Below are 15,844 nucleotides of genomic sequence, written 5' to 3' on the forward strand. Positions count from 1 at the left end.
CGCACGAGCCTGCCGTTTTTTATGCAATGTGACGAGACAGATTGGCATCCTGATCTTTCGGTGCTTGCAGGTCGGCGCCACCGCGACGATCTTCAGCGATCAGGTCCGAGGCTTTCTCACCGATCATCACCGTGGCCGCGGTGGTGCTGCAGCCGATGATGGTCGGCATGATGGACGCGTCCACTACACGCAATCCTTGCACACCGTAGACTTTCAAGCGCGGGTCCACCACAGCCATGTCATCTGTACCCATTTTGCACGTGCCCACCGGGTGATAGAGCGTGTCGGAGCGATTGCGCAGAACCTGTTCGATCTGCTCATCGGTGTCCATGGGCATTGCAATGACACTCCTGGGATTGTAGGCCTGGAAGGCCGGGGTGGCCATGACCTGCTGGATGACACGGAAACCTTTGACCAGCGTCTTGATGTCGTCGGGATGCGTCAGGAATGCCGGGTCGATCAGGGGCGGCTCCAACGGGTCGGCGCTGGCGAGCGTCAGGCGCCCGATGCTTTTGGGGTGCAGCAGGCACGCATGAACGCTCAAACCATGGCCGCTATACAAGGTGCGACCGTGATTGGCGAACATGGCGATGGTCAGCGCCAGCTCGATGTCGGCTTGAGGCAGTTCCGGTGAGGTCTTGATGAAGGCGCACGCCTCGGCAAAGTTGCTGGTCAGCGGGCCGCTGCGCCGCCGCCAGTAGCGGATGACGGCTTTGGCCATGTCCCACAATCCGGCAAACGAAAGGCCCATCAGGCGACGGGATTTGACACGGAAGGAATGCACGTAATCGATATGGTCTACGAGGTTTTGCCCGACACCCGGCAAGTCGTGGAGCACCGGGATATCCAGTTTCAACAGATCGTGCTTGGGACCGATTCCGGACAACAGCAACAGCTGCGCAGAGTTGAACGCACCGGAACTCACGATCACCTCATGGCGGGCACGCAGCGAACGTTTTACGCCGTTCTGCAGGAACTCAATGCCCGTCGCACGCTTGCCCTCGAAAATGATCCGGGTTGCGTGGGCGTGAGTTTCGATACGCAGGTTCTGCCGATCCGTATGGGGTGTCAGGTAGGCCCTTGCTGCGCTGCAACGTTGGCCATCCTTCTGCATCACCTGCACACGTCCGAATCCTTCCATGGTCGCGCCGTTCTGATCAGGGCAGGCGCGATAGCCTGCCTGCAGGCCAGCCTCGACAAACACTTCGCCGAACGGATTGGGGGAGGTATGGAAGCGCACGTTGAGCGGTCCATTCTGGCCATGCAAGGGGTCGGTGAAATGCTCGTTGTGCTCGGCGCGCTTGAACAGCGGCAGTACGTCTTGATAACTCCAGCCAGGATTGCCCAATGCCGCCCAACGATCGAAATCCTCAGGATGGCCACGGTGATAGGCCATGGCATTGATCGATGAACTTCCTCCCAGCGTCTTGCCCCTGGGCTGATAGCCGACCCGGCCGTTCAAGCCGGCCTGGGGCACGGTCTGGTACTGCCAGTTATTGATCGACGTCGGCACCATGGCGGCGATCCCCGCCGGCATGTGCACCAACGGGTGAGTATCAGGGCCGCCCGCTTCGAGCAAGCAGACGCAAATGTCCGGATCTTCCGACAAGCGACTGGCGACGACGCAGCCGGCAGCGCCTGCGCCAACTACGATGTAATCGAATACCGTGTTCTCGTTCATGCGTTCTTCTCTTTATCCGATGCACAACTTCACTGCATTGTCAGGAGAAGACCGCTTCGCCACCGGTCAATAGAACGAATTCGACGGTCAACGGCGCAGGTGACGATCGCGCCAAGCATCGGCACATCCGGCACAAGGCACAGCCCGGAGATTGACCGGCAAGCAGGCCGGAGCGAGTATCGACAATCGCATTTTCAGCAGGCAATCCCATGTCAGGTTCGACGACACAAAGGCCCGGCGATGCACCGGCCACAGGCGACGAAGCGCAGCAGCCCACCACCATTGGCAGCTACACCGTCGCCATCGCTCGGGCGCTGGAGGCCAGTGGGGTGGACAGCAAACGTATCCTTGCGTCTGTAGGCATTCCCCAGGGACTGTCCGCCGACCCAATGATTCGCCTGCCTGCCACGACCATGACCCGCTTGTTCCAGGCCTGCGTGGATGTGACCAATAACCCGTATTTTGGGCTGATCGTCTCCAGGCATCTGCATCTGACCCACCTCCATGCATTGGGCTATGCCTTGGCGGCCAGTGGCACCTTGATGGATTTTTGCCGACGTCTGGAGCGTTATTTCCGCTTGGCCTCTCAGGTAGCTACTATCAGCGTCAGCGAGAGCACCGATGAGGTGTCATTGCGCTTCGAGCATCGGGTGCCTCTGAGCAGTGAGACCGAAGACGCATTTTTCGGCTTTCTGGTGCGCACGATGCGCCTGATTGACACTCAGGCATTCAACCCCTTGCGCGTTGAAATGCGCCGGCCCATGCCGCACGAAGGTGCCGAGCCTTACGAGACGCTGTTTCGCTCACCGGTGGTCTTCAGTCAGGACTACGGGCTGCTGGTTTTCGACAAAGCCGATATGGTGCGCCAATTGAGCGGTTCGTGCCCGGAACTGGCACAAGTCAACGACAACATCATCATCAGCTACCTGGCGCGGCTGGACAAAAACGATGTCATCACCGGCGTCACGCAGAAGATCATCGAATTTCTCCCGGATGGCGATTGCACGCGGGACAAGGTGGCCAGCGCGTTGTGCATGAGCCCGACCAAGCTTCAGCTCAAGCTGTCCCAGCGCGGGACGAGTTTCCAGCAATTGCTCGATGACACACGCAAGGAACTGGCCTGCAGCTACTTGAGCCAGGCCTCGCGTCCCGTCACGGAGATCACCTTCCTGCTGGGCTTCAGTGATACCAGCAATTTTACCCGCGCCTTCAAGCGCTGGACCGGGTTGTCCCCGACGGATTACCGGCAGCAGGGCTGAGCCCATCGCAAAAAAAAGCCTCGCCGAAACTCTGTTCGGCGAGGCTTTCGTTTTATCGACGGCGATTATTGTGCCGGTGGATTGGGCAGCACAACTTCGAAATTCGGCGAGAACGTGTCCATGAGACCCAGCAGGGTGGCGAAGGCCTGGGCATTACCTTCGATTTTCAATTGCCCATCTTGCAGGGCCTGCTGCGGTGTCAGTTGCTGGCTCATGATCGCATTCAAGGTGTCGCGATCGAGCGTCAAGGTAGCGTCCGGATTGGGTGCCACCTGACCTACGGAGTAGGTCAACGCCGAGTTCTCCAGGTTGAGCGCGTATTGCTTGCCGCTGTCCGTGAAATTCCAGTTCATGACGATGTGCTTGCCCTCGGCCTTCGGCCCGTTGAGACGAACCCCGAGCAAGTCGAAAATGTTTTCGATGGACAGCGCGCGAATGGTGTCCGGGCTGGCGGTACGCAACGGTGACGGCACTTTTTTCCCGCCGCTGCGCAACTCCTGAGCGCCGGTCAGGTAGCTGTTGCGCTCTACCGCCGATTCGGCCTGGTAGCCGAGCTGCTCCAGGGCATCGGCAAACAGCTCCAGTGCGGGTTGATTGGTGGGTTCGGCATTCACCAGATGGTTCATGGCCTGGGACACCCAGCGATATTCGCCAGCTTGGAAATCTGTGCGTGCCCGGGCCAGCAAGGCGTCGGCACCGCCGGCGTAATCGACGAACTTGCGCCCGTAATCGATATTGCTCAAGGCATCCAGATTGGCCGGGTTGGCGTCGTACCAGCCCATGTATTGCTGATACACCGCCTTGGCGTTGCGCTGCACCGACCCGTAATAACCACGGGCAAACCACTCGCTGGCCAGACTGGATGGCACGTTCTGGCGCATGAACTCGCCGATCTCCACGGGTTTGTAGCCCTTATTCACCAGGCGTAGTGACTGGTCATGCATCCATTTATAAAGGTCACGTTGCTTGCTCAGGTAGGTGTTGACCTGTTCCTTGCCGAACACCGGCCAGGTGTGTTGGCCCACGAGGATGTCGGTATCGGCGCCAAAGCGCTGAAGTGCATCGTTGAGGTATTTGGCCCAAGCCTGGCTGTCGCGGATTTCCGCACCGCGCAGGGTCAGCAACTGGTGTTGCGCCTGAATGGCCAGCTCACCGGTGTCGAGCACTTTATGTTGTGGAAAGTAGTGAACCATCTCCGCCGGCGCTTCGGTGCCAGGTGTGAGCATGTTGATGATTTCCACGCCATCGATTTCCAGCGTCTCGATCGGCTTGGTGATTTCCCGGGTGGGCGGGATCAGCGTGATGGTGCCATTGGGCAACGCCTTTGCGCCGCCCAGGTCCAGTTGACCGCGATCGCCACGGGGCAGGGTGGTACCAAACTGGTATTCGGTGCGCCGACTCATGGCGTTGCCGGCCATGACGTTTTCGGCAATCGCGTGCTCCATGAATCCTGCGGGTGCGATGATTTGTACCTTGCCGGCCTTGACGTCGGCTTCATCGACGATGCCTTTGACGCCGCCGTAATGATCAACATGGCTGTGGTTGTAGATCACCGCCAGCACCGGTTTCTTCGGACGATGCGCATAGTAGAGATTGAGTGCGGTACGCGCAGTTTCAGCGGTCATCAAGGGGTCGATGATGATCAGTCCGGTCTTGCCTTCGATGATGGTCATGTTGGTCAAGTCGATGCCGCGCACCTGATAGAAACCTTCCGTGACCTTGTACAAACCGTTTGCCATGTTCTTGCGTGCCTGTAGCCACAGGCTGGGATTGACGGTGTTCGGCCCTTCTGCCGGTTTGAGGAATTCGTAACCCTTGAGGCTATAAATCACCTTGCCGTCCGCCGTCAGCGTTTCGGCATCCGGGATGCTGGCGATGAAACCGCGATGAATGTCGGCCTCGCTGCGGCTGTTCATGTTTTTCAGCATCTGACGTGTCGCGTCATTGGCCGACACGGTGGCGGGCTCGGCCGATTTCGGTTCAACGGCGGCCACGGTGGATTGGCTGATCAGGCTGGCCAGCAACGAAGGTAAAAGCAGAACAGGAAGGGTCTTTTTCATGAGGTCTGTTTTTCAGGTCAAGGGTTCTGGTCGGCGCAAGCGGACCGCTCGACATTTGTTCTACAGGCCCTGTTTCGTGCAGACCGGTCAATAGCGCCCATTCATCAGTCAATACAAAGCGCGGCGTGGGTTTGGTCGCCTGCGCGCTGTGCTGACCGATGATTTGGCCCAATTGACCGGCGTCTCCCTCACTGCTCGCGATACAACATTCTCGACCGATCCGGCCTGCGCTCCATAAGAGCAGGGCGTTTGGCTGACGGGCGTTTTTCCTGAATGACTTTTCGCGAATCCACAGTAAGGCGAGCACGCTAGATGAATAACAACAATAAGATCTGCCACTCCAATCTGCGGCGCGGGCTGCTGGCATCGGCGGTTCTCGCCGGGTTGGGAATCACGCCCGTGCAGGCGTTCGAGTTCGATACGGGCAATGAGGACGTTTCGGTTCGTTTCGACAACACCTTCAAGTTCAACTACGCCCAGCGGGTGGAAGCGCCGAACAGCAAGCTGGCCAACGCGTGGAACAACAACGACGGCAACCGTAATTTTTCCTCCGGCAGCCCGGTTTCGCAGCGTCTCGATGTGTTGTCGGAACTGGACGTGGTCTACAAAAAACAGCTGGGGTTTCGGGTCAGTGCCAATAGCTGGTACGACCATGCCTATGACGACGTCGGTAGCTTCAACCCATCGACCAACCAGCTGAACAATGGCAGGCCAGATTCCAATCATCTGAGTGGCTATGCCGAGCGTTATTACAATGGCCCGTCCTCGGAAATCCTTGATGCCTTTGTTTTCGGCAGCACCGAGTTCGGTGACGAATCGCTGTTGAGCGCCAAGGCGGGCCAGCACACCTTGTATTGGGGTGAAAGCGTGCTGGCCTTCGCCCACGGCAACAGTTATGGCCAGTCCGGACTGGACTTGTCCAAGGCGCTTGCGGTGCCAGGGACTGAAGCCAAAGAGCTGTTCATCCCGCGCAATCAATTGTCCACCAGCTTCACAGTCAACTCGGAGTTGACCCTGGCGGCGCAATACTTCCTTGATTGGGATGCTGCACGACTGCCGGAGTCGGGCACGTACCTGGGTTTCAACGACGGTATCCAGAACGGCGGCCACAACCTGTCGCTGATCGCTGCACGCAATCCCCGTTTCGGCACGCCAGGGCCCTTGGGCGCCAATGAGTTTCTACGCCTGACCAATGGCCACACCCATACCCCTGACAAGCGCGGTGACTTCGGTCTCATGGCCAAGTGGAGTCCGGCGTGGCTGGACGGCACCCTGGGTCTCTACTACCGCAAGACCTCCGACATCCTGCCCAACCTGGTGCTGCAACCGGTGGCGGTCGGCCCGGCGCAGTTGGCCTCGGGCAATGCCGGCAGCTACAACCAGTTCTACGTCGATGACATCGATGTCTATGGCTTGAGCCTTGCTAAAAACGTCGCCGGTGTGAGTGTCGGTTTCGATTTGAGCTATCGCCACAACATGGCGCTGTCCAGCGTTCCGGCCACCGTCAACCCGGCTTTGGGCGCAGCGAACGCGCCCGGTTTCATTGAAAGTTTCGATGGCGAGAACGGCGTGGCACGTGGCAACACCGTACACGCGGTGCTCAACGGATTAACCACCTTTGGCGACACCCCGCTGTGGGACTCCTCGACCTTGCTGGTTGAACTCGGCTACAGCCGCTGGCTGGACGTGACCGAGAACAAGCAACTGTTCAAGGGCGAGGATTGGTACCACGGCGTCGACAAGGTCACCAAGGACAACTTCATCCTTGGCTTGAACTTCAACCCGACCTGGTACCAGGTATTCCCCGGCGTCGATCTATCGCTGCCGGTCAGTTACAACGTCGGCCTCTCAGGCCAGTCCGCTGTGCAAATGGGCGGTAACAAAGGCACTGGCAGCTATTCGGTCGGCGTTGGCATGGACGTGCACAGCCAGTACCGCTTCGACCTCAAATACGTCGATAACTTCGGCGACTTCGACACCTGCGGCTCTGCCGGCAACGCCGCGGCACAGGGCGATGGCGCTGCACCCGGCGCCAACGGCCAGTACAACTGCGTTCCCGGCCAGACCACAGCCTTTGCGGGTACCCCGGCCCAGCTCAAGGATCGCGGCATGGTCACTTTCACCTTCAAAACCACCCTCTGATATTCGAGTTGTGCGTTAACAGGAGACACTTTATGAACCTTCTCAAATCACTATTGGCCCCTGCCCTGACCCTGGCCGTTGCAGGCTCCGCGCAAGCGGCCGTCAACGCCGACCAGGCCGCGAAACTGGGCACCACGCTGACCGCTGTCGGCGCGGACAAAGCCGCCAACGCCGATGGCAGCATTCCGGCCTACACCGGTGGCCTGACCACAGTCCCGGCCAATTTCAAAAATGGCGACTCGTACCGTCCTGATCCGTTTGGCGATGAAAAACCGCGTCTGGTGATCACTGCCAAGAACCTCGCCGAACAGAAAGACAAACTCACCGCGACAACCCAGGCATTGCTCACGCGTTACCCCAGCTATCGCCTCGACGTATACCCGACTCACCGTAGCGTCGCGCTGCCCAGGACGGTTCTCGAGAACACCGCGAAAAATGCCGTGACCGCCAAGACCACCGATGGAGGCTTGTCGCTGGAAAACGTACTACCGGGCGTACCTTTCCCGATTCCGGCGGATGGCAACGAGGCGATGTGGAACCATTTGCTGCGCTATCAGGGCGTGGCCATGACCAACAAGTACGATTCGTGGAACGTCGACTCGTCTGGCACCGCGTCCTTGAGCTCCACGGGCGTGTTCAATATCGAGTACCCGCTCTATGCGCCGTCCCGGGCTGTGGGGGCTGTCGCTGCCGATGAGTCCTTCTACAAGATCAAGCTGACTTACACAGGCCCGGCCCGGCGCGCCGGTGAAGCACTGTTGCTCATGGACTCGGTGAACCCGCTGAAACAGCCCCGTCGCGCCTGGCAGTACCTGCCGGGGCAACGTCGGGTGAAACTGGCGCCGGACCTGGCCTACGACACGCCAAACCCGGGCACAGTCGGTGCGGCAACCTACGACGATGCGTTCTTGTTCAACGGCGCGATGGACCGTTACGACTTCAAGTTGGTGGGCAAGAAAGAACTCTACGTGCCGTACAACACCTACAAGCTGAGCTATCACAAGGACGCGCGCGATGTGACCACCGCCAACCACGTCAACCCGGACCTGCTTCGTTGGGAGCTGCATCGGGTGTGGGTGGTCGAAGCCACGCTCAAGCCCGGCAAGCGTCACATCTACAGCAAACGTACCTTCTACCTCGACGAGGACAGTTGGATTGCCCTGGCGTCCGACGCGTATGACGCTCGTGGCCAGCTCTACCGTGGCGGCTTCTCGCACCTGACCTACAGCTACGACGTGCAGGCCCCGGACACCATCAACCACATGCTCTATGACCTGGTTTCCGGTGCCTACAACATGAATGGTTTCTACGGGCCTTACGGCGGCCTCAAATACATCGACCCGCTGTCCAAGGCGCAGTGGTCGGCCGAGTCCCTGGCCGGCACCGGCATCCGTTAAACCCACGATCGTGCAGGAGCGGGCGGCGATACGACTTGCCCGCGCCTGCAGAGGTCTGTGACGTGCACCCGAGATAACAATAATGACAATGATCAAATGGACCCTGCTCGCCGCGCTCGCATCAGCGATGGCAGTGCCGTTTACCCGCCCGGTAATTGCCGACGGGTTTGCCGATGTGCTCGACACCCCCGCGCTGCAAAGTGAATACGCCATGCATTCGACCTACACCGGGCTGACCCAGGCCGGTGAGCGGTTGATCGCCGTCGGCCAGCGCGGTCATATCCTTTACTCCGATGATGCAGGCAAGCACTGGAAGCAGGCACAGGTTCCGGTCAGTTCCGACCTGGTTGCAGTCACCTTTCCCACGCCGCAGTCGGGCTGGGCCGTCGGACACGACGGTGTGGTCCTGCACAGCCGCGACGCGGGGCAGACCTGGAGCCGGCAACTGGACGGGCGTCGGATCGGGCAGCTGCTGCTCGACCACTATCAACCCCGACTCGCCGAGCAGCCGGACGATGCCGATTTGCAACAGCGTGTCAGTGATGCGCAGCGAATGCTCGACGAGGGCGCCGACAAGGCCTTTCTGGATGTCTGGTTCGAGAGTGCCCGGGTTGGCTACATCGTCGGCGCGTTCAATCTGATTTTTCGTACAGACAATGGGGGCCTTGACTGGACGCCGCTGCTGGAGCGTACCGACAACCCCTCGGCGTTGAATCTCTATGCATTGCGCCCCGTGGGCAATGATCTGTATGTCGCCGGTGAGCAGGGCCTGGTGCTGAAGCTGGACCGTGCCAGCGGCCGATTCAATGCCATGCCGACGCCTTATAACGGCAGCTTTTTCGGCATTACCGGTAAGCCGGGTGCGGCGCTGGTTTTCGGCTTGCGCGGTAACGTCTTTCGCAGCACCGATGACGGCGCGAGCTGGAGCAAGGTCGAACTCGCTCTTCCCCTCAGTATCACCGCCAGTTCCGTGGCCGCCGACGGCCGGATCGTACTCGTCAGCCAGGCCGGTCATGTGCTGGTCAGCACCGACGACGGTGCCAGTTTTCATCCCCGACAGAACACCGTGACGTCCCCGGTAGCCGCTGCGCAAGTGACGTTCGATGGTGCGTTGGTACTCGCGGGTACCCAGGGCCTGCGGCGACTGGCCCACGACTGAGCCCGGTATTACATAGAGAACAACATCATGGGTCACTACGAACTCGAAACAATGCCGGTCATCCGCGAACTCAAGGGTTTCGATGCCTGCTCTGGTAATGGCCTCGAACGGCTGATTTTCAACAATCGCCTGTGGGTGGTGCTGGCTTGTCTGATGGTGACGATAGCGCTGAGCTACCTGGCAACCACGCGACTGACACTCAACGCCAGCTTCGAAAAAATGCTCCCGCAGAGCCAGCCCTTCATCAAAAATTATCTGGAAAATCGCCCGGCTTTACGGGGGTTGGGCAATGCGGTGCGGGTGGTGGTGGAGAGCACTGATGGCGATATCTTCGACCCGCATTATCTGAACGCGCTGAAAGAGATCAACGATGAACTCTTCGTCACTCCGGGCGTCGACCGCGCCTGGATGAAATCGCTGTGGACGCCGGCAGTGCGATGGACCGAAGTCACCGAACAGGGCTTCCAGGGTGGCCCGGTAATGCCCGATTCCTACGACGGGTCTGCGCAAATTGTTCAGCAATTGCGCCAGAACATTGCCCGATCTGGCATTGTCGGCAGCCTGATCGGCAACAACTTCAAGTCGAGCATGGTGTTCGTGCCGCTGCTGGAGAAAGACCCGGTCACCGGCCAGGCCATCGACTATCACCAATTCTCCAGAACCATCGAAGAGAAGCTGCGTGAAAAGTACGAGTTCGATGGGGTCGTACGGGTGGCGAGCGAGGAGGGCAAGGGCCCGATCAAGATTCGCGTGATCGGCTTCGCCAAACTGGTGGGCGACCTGATCGATGGGTTGATGCAGGTGATGCTGTATTTCGGTGCTGCCGCGCTGATAGCCACGGCGATTATCTTCTACTTCACCCGGTGTGTGCGCAGCACGGCGTTGGTCATCCTGTGTTCGGTGATCGCAGTGATCTGGCAGCTGGGATTGGTGGCGCTGTTTGGCTTCGCGCTGGACCCGTTTTCAATTCTGGTGCCGTTCCTGGTGTTTGCCATTGGCGTATCCCATGGCGCGCAAAAGATGAACGGCATCATGCAGGACGTCGGACGCGGCACCCATCAGTTGATTGCCGCGCGTTATACCTTTCGCCGGCTGTTTCTCGCCGGCCTCACCGCATTGCTGGCCGACGCCGTGGGGTTCGCGGTATTGATGCTGATCGACATTCCGGTGATCCAGGACCTGGCGGTCACCGCCAGCATTGGCGTTGCCGTGTTGATTTTCACCAACCTGGTGCTGCTGCCGGTGCTGCTGTCGTATTGGGGTGTCAGTCGAAAGGCTGCCGAGCGCAGCTTGCGCGCGGAAAAAAAGGAGCTGCGAGGCAGCGGCATGGGCGCGCTGTGGTGTTTTCTCGACAAATTCACCGAGCGCCGCTGGGCGACCATCGCCGTCAGTGTGGCGGGGCTGCTGGCGGTGGGCGGCTTCATGGTCAGCACCCAGTTGAAGGTCGGTGATCTGGACCCCGGTGCGCCCGAGCTGCGTGCCGATTCGCGCTACAACCGCGACAACGCCTACATCACCGCCAACTATTCTCTGTCCAGCGATCAGTTCGCGGTGATGCTCAAGACACCCAGCGAAGGCTGTCTGAAATATGAAAGCCTGGTAGAAGCCGATCGCCTAGGTTGGTTGTTGCAGCAACAAGCGGGCGTGCAGACAACGGTGTCGCTGGTGAACGCGGTACGGCAGATCACCGCGGGTTCCTATGAAGGCAACCCAAAAATGCTGACCATCGCGCGTAATCAGGATGTGCTCAACTACGGAGCACAGCAGGCATCTGTGAGCAATCCGGACCTGTTCAACAACGATTGCTCGATGATGCCGATCATCGCGTATCTGGCGGACCACAAGGCCGAAACCCTGGATCGGGTGGTGCGAGTGGCTGAAAGCTTCGCCCGTGAACACAGCAATGGCGAGCGTCAGTTCATGTTGGCGGCGGGCAGTGCCGGGATCGAAGCGGCGACCAACATCGTCGTGCGCGAGGCCAACCGCACCATGTTGTTTTATGTGTATGGCGCGGTGATCGTGCTGTGCTTCATCACCTTCCGTAGCTGGCGGGCGGTGGTGGTCGCGGTAGTGCCGCTGATGCTGACGTCGATCCTCTGCGAAGCGCTGATGGTCTGGTTGGGCATGGGCGTGAAAGTCGCGACATTGCCGGTGATCGCCCTCGGTGTCGGCATTGGCGTGGACTACGCGTTGTACCTGCTGAGTGTGCAATTGGCCCAGCAGCGCGCCGGGTTGTCGTTGACCGAGGCTTATCGCAACGCCGTGGCATTCACCGGCAAGGTGGTGGCGCTGGTCGGCATTACCCTGGCTGCCGGCGTGATCACCTGGGCCTGGTCGCCAATCAAGTTCCAGGCCGACATGGGCATCCTGCTGACCTTCATGTTCATCTGGAACATGGTTGGTGCGTTGGTGCTGATCCCGGCGCTGTCCCATTTCCTGTTGCAGAAAGTGAGTAGATCCAATCATGGCTGATTACAAAGCGCCCCTGCGCGATATGCGCTTCGTCCTCAATGAAGTCTTCGAGGTCGCCAAACTCTGGGCCGAGCTGCCAGCACTGGCCGATTCCATTGACGCTGAAACAGTCGAAGCCATTCTCGAAGAAGCCGGCAAGGTCACCAGCAAAAGCATCGCACCCCTGAGCCGTGCGGCTGACGAGGAAGGTTGTCACTGGGCGGATGGTGCTGTCACCACGCCGGCGGGCTTCCCACAGGCTTACCAGACCTACGCTGAAGGCGGTTGGGTCGGTGTCGGTGGCGACCCGGCTTACGGTGGCATGGGCATGCCCAAGGCCGTTTCGGCCCAGGTCGAAGAGATGGTCAACTCGGCCAGCCTGGCATTCGGCCTGTACCCGATGCTGACCGCGGGTGCCTGCCTGTCGATCAACGCCCACGCCAGTGAAGAACTCAAGGCTGCCTACCTGCCAAACATGTACGCCGGGGTCTGGGCCGGTTCCATGTGCCTGACCGAGCCGCATGCCGGCACCGACCTCGGGATCATCCGCACCAAGGCCGAGCCTCAGGCCGACGGTTCCTACAAGGTCAGCGGCACCAAGATCTTCATCACCGGCGGCGAACACGACCTGACCGAAAACATCATCCACCTGGTGCTGGCCAAACTGCCAGACGCACCGGCCGGTCCGAAGGGCATTTCGCTGTTCCTGGTGCCGAAGTTCATGGTCAACGCCGATGGCAGCCTGGGTGCGCGTAACCCGGCGAACTGCGGCTCGATCGAGCACAAGATGGGCATCCAGGCCTCTGCGACTTGCGTGATGAACTTCGACGAAGCCGTGGGTTACCTGGTGGGCGAGCCGAACAAGGGCCTGGCGGCGATGTTCACCATGATGAACTACGAGCGCCTGGGCGTTGGCATCCAGGGCCTGGCCACCGGCGAGCGCTCTTACCAGAATGCCGTCGAATACGCCCGTGACCGTCTGCAGAGCCGTTCGCCGACCGGCGCGCAGAATAAAGACAAAGTTGCTGACCCGATCATCGTCCACCCGGACGTGCGTCGCATGTTGCTGACCATGAAAACCTCGAACGAAGGCGGTCGCGCCTTCTCGACCTACGTGGCGATGCAACTGGACACCGCCAAGTTCAGCGAAGACGCCACCACCCGCAAGCGCGCAGAAGACCTGGTGGCCTTGCTGACCCCGGTGGCCAAGGCGTTCCTCACCGATCTGGGCCTGGAAACCACGGTTCACGGCCAGCAGGTGTTCGGCGGTCACGGCTACATCCGCGAGTGGGGCCAGGAGCAACTGGTGCGCGACGTGCGCATCACCCAGATCTACGAAGGCACCAACGGTATCCAGGCGCTGGACCTGGTAGGGCGCAAGATCGTCGGCAGCGGCGGGGCGTTCTACAACCTGTTTGCCGACGAGATTCGTCACTTCACCGCAACGGCCAGCGCTGACCTGGCGGAGTTCACCAAGCCGCTCAACGATGCGGTGACGACTCTTGACGAGCTGACTGCGTGGCTGCTGGACCGGGCGAAAAACAACCTGAATGAAATCGGCGCGGCGTCGGTCGAGTACCTGCAGGTATTTGGCTACGTGGCCTATGCCTACATGTGGGCGTTGATGGCCAAGGCCGCTTTCGGCAAAGAAACCCAAGACGATTTCTACGCCAGCAAACTGGGCACCGCACGCTTCTATTTCGCCCGCTTGCTGCCGCGTATTCACTCGTTGAGCGCGTCGGTGAAAGCCGGTAGCGAATCGTTGTTCCTGCTGGATTTCGGACAGTTCTGATCGGGGAGCCAGCGACAGAAAACCCCGCATTCGCGGGGTTCTTGGTGAGACTGAGCCTTCCAAAAACCGTACTACAGCGAGCGACCGCTTTTGGCCGTTAGGTGCCTACCGCGAAGGTCAGCTATTGGCCAAAAGTGGTTTATCGAGAAGGTCAGGAGTCGACCCATAGCTGGCGGCAGTAGCGGGAAATTTCGGTTAGCCAGCAATGATGTTCGCGCCCAATTGCCTACGCGATAGAGCTAGAGGTGCAAATACACTTGGAAGATGGGTTTTTTACTGTCCACTCATCTGCTCAGTCGCACACTTTTCGCCTGCCGACTTCAAACTGTTACGGCCCAGAAAATTTGGACCTCATTGGTGAGGTGGGTATGTCTAACGATTCGAGTTTTCAAGACGAAACGCAAGATTTTGTTCCGTCCAGGCCTCAGCAAGGCTCAGATGAACCGACGCTGGATCCAGACGATCCTGACAAATACGATCCGTTGAAAAGCCCAAGCGGTGATCGTCCAGAAGACTGGAAGGATCATGGTGAGAGGACTACACCAGAGGCGGATGAACAGTCACCGCTTTCGGACGACAGGAGATAAGAGAGAAAGCCCGGCCAGTGAGCCGGGGTTTTTTCTGTCCGCTCGTCCCTTACGCTGCACTAGCACACACCTTTCCTAGACGGCTGATGAGCGTACACCAATTGCTTCGCCCCTAAGAGGGTCTGGCTCGTCTGAGGGGATTGGGAACTGTTGATTGATCAAGTTGAGATGATCCAGCGCTTCACGAAACAGGGCATCTGCTTTCCCTCGAAGTTGTAGATATTGAAGGAACATTTCACCATCAAGATCTGGTCGGTCCAGCAAGTTAATTGCAAATCGATTGAGAGCATTGGCTTCTTCGAAAAGCTTTTCATTCTGTTCAATCGCTAAACTCCGACAAGCCATGAGGTGGGTGGTGGTGTGCTGGGCGTACATGGTCGCCTCCGAATTCAAACGTTGCCGAACCTCGGTTGAGGCAAGTCAGCCGAGGTTTGTTGATCTCGTGATAAAAGTGAGACCACCTGTCCGTGAATGAATATCAAAGGATTATTGTTTAAAAATTTGATTGTTTGGGAGGTTCTGCTGGCTCGAAAAATCCATTTTTTTAAAGTGTTTGACTCAGGTGTCAAACGAGAGATCGCAACGGCGGTCTACAAGCTATCAGTCGCAAAGAACAGTCACAGCGATGTGGGCAAGGAATGCCATTGGGCAAGTGGATTTCCAGAACAACGGCACCGCAGTGGCAGCTGGCTCGGTGCCGGGTTTGAGCCCGTATATTTCCGATCTGCTTTAACAAGTGGGCGATGTTTAATGTTCATGAGCGATCGAGTACTCGATTGCTGGTTGGTTCTCAGGGGAGGGATGGTGCCGAATGTTCATAGAGTTATGTTCATGAGGGGGACTTCGACCTACCTCTAAAGCAATCCCTGATGCCCAAGCGGACGCACATCAAACTCAACGAGCTAGGGCTGATTGACTTGGAAACCAGGATGATTGAATCCACCGAAAATATAAGGGAGGTTAGACGCGGATGTTTCGTTGTATTTTCGTTGAATCCAGGCCTGCATGATACCGGTTACTCGCTCTTGGAAATAAGCACGAAGGTTGATGGTCGAGGGGGCGTGCATAGATCGCCTAGAACATAGCGATAACTAATTTCTCAATTTCTTCTAAAAAAAAGAATCGTAGGTTTGCCGCAATACGTTCACAGCTTACCTGTCATTTGACTCACCCAACGAAGAAGTGCCCGCGATTAGGTGCTGACATCGGCATACCCCTTCAGTGGCGCCACTTGCTTCAGGCTAATAGTCGGCACATGCAGGCAATTGCGCACTAACTGCTGGCGTGTCTCATCCAGCAATAGCTGACGTTGCAAG

At 58.7% G+C, this 15,844-nt stretch carries 11 protein-coding genes; 7 read left to right on the forward strand and 4 right to left on the reverse strand.

The window, feature by feature from the left end; all coding sequences use genetic code 11:
• Window positions 1–19 precede the first annotated feature (19 nt).
• Window positions 20–1,681: a GMC family oxidoreductase gene (locus HNQ83_RS22470; protein WP_175390962.1), complete on the reverse strand. Its 1,662-nt coding sequence runs from the start codon at window positions 1,679–1,681 to the stop codon at window positions 20–22.
• A gap of 209 nt (window positions 1,682–1,890) precedes the next feature.
• On the opposite strand from HNQ83_RS22470, the gene HNQ83_RS22475 reads away from it, so the two are divergent.
• Window positions 1,891–2,940 carry an AraC family transcriptional regulator gene (locus tag HNQ83_RS22475; protein ID WP_175390963.1) on the forward strand — a complete coding sequence of 350 codons (1,050 nt, stop codon included), beginning with the start codon at window positions 1,891–1,893 and terminating at the stop codon, window positions 2,938–2,940.
• Between the two features lie 65 nt (window positions 2,941–3,005).
• Here HNQ83_RS22475 and HNQ83_RS22480 read toward each other — a convergent pair whose 3' ends face one another.
• Window positions 3,006–5,000 (reverse strand): alkyl/aryl-sulfatase, encoded by a 1,995-nt coding sequence (locus HNQ83_RS22480; protein WP_175390964.1) that lies wholly within the window; start codon window positions 4,998–5,000, stop codon window positions 3,006–3,008.
• A gap of 312 nt (window positions 5,001–5,312) precedes the next feature.
• Between HNQ83_RS22480 and HNQ83_RS22485 the strand changes: the two genes are divergently transcribed.
• From HNQ83_RS22485 to HNQ83_RS22510, 6 genes are all read left to right on the forward strand, one after another.
• Entirely contained in the window at window positions 5,313–7,142 is a 1,830-nt protein-coding gene (locus HNQ83_RS22485) for a DUF1302 domain-containing protein (protein WP_175390965.1), read from the forward strand.
• Window positions 7,143–7,174: 32 nt separating this feature from the next.
• Window positions 7,175–8,539 carry a DUF1329 domain-containing protein gene (locus HNQ83_RS22490; protein ID WP_175390966.1) on the forward strand — a complete coding sequence of 455 codons (1,365 nt, stop codon included), beginning with the start codon at window positions 7,175–7,177 and terminating at the stop codon, window positions 8,537–8,539.
• An 82-nt stretch (window positions 8,540–8,621) separates the two neighbouring features.
• Window positions 8,622–9,698, forward strand: a complete 1,077-nt coding sequence (locus tag HNQ83_RS22495; RefSeq protein ID WP_175390967.1) for a YCF48-related protein — start codon at window positions 8,622–8,624, stop codon at window positions 9,696–9,698.
• A 27-nt stretch (window positions 9,699–9,725) separates the two neighbouring features.
• Window positions 9,726–12,170 (forward strand): RND family transporter, encoded by a 2,445-nt coding sequence (locus HNQ83_RS22500; protein WP_175390968.1) that lies wholly within the window; start codon window positions 9,726–9,728, stop codon window positions 12,168–12,170.
• The gene (locus tag HNQ83_RS22505) at window positions 12,163–13,941 is read left to right on the forward strand and encodes an acyl-CoA dehydrogenase C-terminal domain-containing protein (RefSeq protein ID WP_175390969.1); all 1,779 of its coding nucleotides are present in this window, start codon (window positions 12,163–12,165) and stop codon (window positions 13,939–13,941) included. Before HNQ83_RS22500 ends, HNQ83_RS22505 begins: the two co-directional genes overlap by 8 nt.
• Before the next feature lie 257 nt (window positions 13,942–14,198).
• A complete protein-coding gene (locus HNQ83_RS22510) occupies window positions 14,199–14,528 on the forward strand; it encodes a hypothetical protein (protein ID WP_256669126.1) in 330 nt (109 codons plus the stop codon).
• Window positions 14,529–14,603: 75 nt separating this feature from the next.
• Here HNQ83_RS22510 and HNQ83_RS22515 read toward each other — a convergent pair whose 3' ends face one another.
• Together HNQ83_RS22515 and HNQ83_RS31295 are read right to left on the reverse strand one after the other, a co-directional pair.
• Window positions 14,604–14,903: a hypothetical protein gene (locus tag HNQ83_RS22515; RefSeq protein WP_175390970.1), complete on the reverse strand. Its 300-nt coding sequence runs from the start codon at window positions 14,901–14,903 to the stop codon at window positions 14,604–14,606.
• Window positions 14,904–15,720: 817 nt separating this feature from the next.
• A complete protein-coding gene (locus tag HNQ83_RS31295) occupies window positions 15,721–15,843 on the reverse strand; it encodes a hypothetical protein (protein ID WP_256669127.1) in 123 nt (40 codons plus the stop codon).
• Window position 15,844: the final 1 nt, after the last annotated feature.

This window comes from Pseudomonas sp. C2B4 (genome assembly GCF_013359695.1).
Classification (GTDB): Bacteria; Pseudomonadota; Gammaproteobacteria; order Pseudomonadales; family Pseudomonadaceae; genus Aquipseudomonas.

Bases quoted from the DNA above. Each gene is read 5' to 3' on its own strand.
- HNQ83_RS22470 (WP_175390962.1), bottom strand. From the start codon at position 1,681: ATGAACGAGAACACGGTATTCGATTACATCGTAGTTGGCGCAGGCGCT.
- HNQ83_RS22475 (WP_175390963.1), top strand. From the start codon at position 1,891: ATGTCAGGTTCGACGACACAAAGGCCCGGCGATGCACCGGCCACAGGC.
- HNQ83_RS22480 (WP_175390964.1), bottom strand. From the start codon at position 5,000: ATGAAAAAGACCCTTCCTGTTCTGCTTTTACCTTCGTTGCTGGCCAGC.
- HNQ83_RS22485 (WP_175390965.1), top strand. From the start codon at position 5,313: ATGAATAACAACAATAAGATCTGCCACTCCAATCTGCGGCGCGGGCTG.
- HNQ83_RS22490 (WP_175390966.1), top strand. From the start codon at position 7,175: ATGAACCTTCTCAAATCACTATTGGCCCCTGCCCTGACCCTGGCCGTT.
- HNQ83_RS22495 (WP_175390967.1), top strand. From the start codon at position 8,622: ATGACAATGATCAAATGGACCCTGCTCGCCGCGCTCGCATCAGCGATG.
- HNQ83_RS22500 (WP_175390968.1), top strand. From the start codon at position 9,726: ATGGGTCACTACGAACTCGAAACAATGCCGGTCATCCGCGAACTCAAG.
- HNQ83_RS22505 (WP_175390969.1), top strand. From the start codon at position 12,163: ATGGCTGATTACAAAGCGCCCCTGCGCGATATGCGCTTCGTCCTCAAT.
- HNQ83_RS22515 (WP_175390970.1), bottom strand. From the start codon at position 14,903: ATGTACGCCCAGCACACCACCACCCACCTCATGGCTTGTCGGAGTTTA.